This window comes from Paramagnetospirillum marisnigri (genome assembly GCF_001650715.1).
GTDB lineage: Bacteria > Pseudomonadota > Alphaproteobacteria > Rhodospirillales > Magnetospirillaceae > Phaeospirillum > Phaeospirillum marisnigri.
Genome location: NZ_LWQT01000113.1, coordinates 1 through 2,342 on the forward strand (window position 1 = coordinate 1; position 2,342 = coordinate 2,342).

At 55.0% G+C, this 2,342-nt stretch carries 3 protein-coding genes; 2 read left to right on the forward strand and 1 reads right to left on the reverse strand.

Going from position 1 to position 2,342, the window contains the following annotated elements; translation table 11 throughout:
* A partial coding sequence (locus A6A04_RS19505; RefSeq protein WP_068495697.1) for an Hpt domain-containing protein occupies positions 1-602 on the reverse strand: 602 nt, incomplete at its 3' end.
* Positions 603-769: 167 nt separating this feature from the next.
* On the opposite strand from A6A04_RS19505, the gene A6A04_RS19510 reads away from it, so the two are divergent.
* Positions 770-1,309, forward strand: a complete 540-nt coding sequence (locus A6A04_RS19510; RefSeq protein WP_041039001.1) for a PAS domain-containing protein — start codon at positions 770-772, stop codon at positions 1,307-1,309.
* A 14-nt stretch (positions 1,310-1,323) separates the two neighbouring features.
* Positions 1,324-2,342, forward strand: a 1,019-nt coding sequence (locus A6A04_RS23505; RefSeq protein WP_068495696.1) for a methyl-accepting chemotaxis protein, incomplete at its 3' end; no start/stop codon positions are given.

A 2,342-nucleotide genomic window follows, 5' to 3' on the forward strand; every position in this document is an offset into this window, starting at 1 on the left:
ATCGCCAGATCGATTCCGTCCAACCCCGGCATGACTGCCGAGATGATGATGAGGTCTGGTTTCGTCTGAACCACCATTGACAACGCCAAGACGGTATCGGGGACCACCGAGGTTCTGTAGCCACATTGGCGAAGTTCACGTTCAACAAAATGCGACTGTGCCCCATGGGGAGCAACCAGCATCACTTCGATGCGTCTGATCTCGACATCATCCAGTGTTGAAGCAAGTTTTTGTGGGAGCCGGGAGAAATCGGGCTGGATTTCTGTGCCGCGACCACCAATCTGTTTAGATAACTCATCAATATAGGTTTCGAGGTCGGCCCAGATTCGCGGAGGCAGTGTTTCAGGGGCGTCCGCAAGATATTCGTCGAGCTTGTGGGCCACAGCACAGAGGGCGTTCAAGCCGAATCCTGCCGCCTGTCCACGCAGATACAGAGCGAGCCGCCGAAAGCTCCCAATCAGTTCCGAACGGGTGATCCGGCCATGGCTGCCGTTATCCAGAACGAATTCAAGGGCACGGAGCCGCTCCATTGCGTCATCGAAAAATTCATCGCGAATTTCATCGAAAACTGCAAACTGGTCGTGTCCACTTTCTCGGCTCATTGTGCCCCCAATTTCACAATGTCTTCGGCTTGTCGCCGCTCAGAACCCTATCGAAATTCATAATCGGACGCGATACCTTTGTGACAATGGTTTAACATTCGTTTATCCGTTTAGCATGCCCATCAGGCCGCGTTCATAGTCCATTCAATCTGGGAGAGGTGTCGGAGATGACGGGTGACCGTAAAACTCCATCAGGTCGCGAGCGAACTTTTGCTCATGACGAATTGATCGTCAGCAAGACCGATCCCAAAGGACGGCTGACCTACGTCAACGATGTGTTTTTGACGGTCAGCGGCTATACCGAATCCGAGGTGATGGGGAAACCACATTCGGTCATACGGCACCCCGAAATGCCGCGATGCGTCTTTAAACTGCTTTGGGACACGATTGTCGATGGCCGGGAGATATTCGCTTATGTGAACAACATGGCGAAGAATGGTGACAACTACTGGGTATTCGCCCACGTCACCCCGAACTTCGACGCTGCCGGTCAGATCATCGGATATCACTCCAATCGACGGGTGCCCGAGAAGGCCGCATTGGAGACGATCAAGCCGCTTTACCGTTCGCTGTTGGAAGAAGAACGCCGCCATCCAGATTCGAAGGTCGGGCTTGAGCGATCATGGAAAATGCTGAACGACGCCGTAGCAACGGCGGGATTCGATAGCTATGACCGTTTCATCTTCACCATCACGCCAGAAAATTGATCAGAGGCAGCCACATGGAAACGACCCTCGGCTCATATGCCCGAACCTTATCCCTTGGGATGCTGGTTCCTTCGGCGATCTGCCTTCTGTCCGGAATATTCGGGCTGCTTGGTGGTTCGAGCATCGCCCTTTGGGTCGTAATTTCGGTATCCCTGCTTGGAGTTGTCGGAGGCATCAAGATCGGCGGTTCTGCTCGAAGAATGGCAGGTGATCTTTCCAATGCGATCCACGTTCTTGGCCGGTCCTCCAGTGGTGACCTCAATGCTCGAATTCTGGACGTCCGTGCCAGCGATGGCATCGGAGCCCTGCAACACAACATCAACCGATTGCTGGACCTCGCAGAAGCCTTTGGCAAAGAGGCGTTTGCCGCTGTTGAGTCCGCCAATCATGGTCAGTATTACCGCCGGATTATCACCACGGGTTTGCGTGGGGATTTTGTTCTGTATGCCAAGACCATCAACCAAGCTCTGAAGCGAATGGAAGCCAGAGACGCAGAGTTCATCGCCTTTGCCAACAATCAGGTAAAGCCGGTGGTGAACGCCGTGGCTGCCGCTGCGACAGAACTGGAAGCATCATCGGGGGCCATGTCGGCACAGTCCACCGACACCAGCCACCAAGCCATGACGGTTGCCGCAGCGGCGGAACAAGCCTCGGTCAACGTCCAAGCCGTGGCCTCTGCCGTGGAGGAGTTCTCCGCCTCCATTAAGGAGATCAGTGCCCAGGTCCATCGTGCTGCTGCCGTAGCCTCGGAAGCAGCCGGAGTTGCGTCTCGCACCGATACGACGGTCCATGGCCTCAGTGATGCCGCCCAACGAATTGGTGCCATTGTCAGCCTGATCAACGATATCGCGGCACAGACCAATTTGTTGGCATTGAATGCCACCATCGAAGCTGCTCGTGCCGGAGATGCCGGAAAAGGTTTCGCCGTGGTGGCAAACGAGGTCAAAAACTTGGCGAACCAAACGGCCAGGGCAACCGAAGACATCACCTCCCAGGTGGCCCATATCCAGGAAGTCGCCGCCGAAGCTATCAA

Coding starts and splice junctions, on each gene's coding strand:
- A6A04_RS19510 (WP_041039001.1), top strand. CDS start 770: ATGACGGGTGACCGTAAAACTCCATCAGGTCGCGAGCGAACTTTTGCT.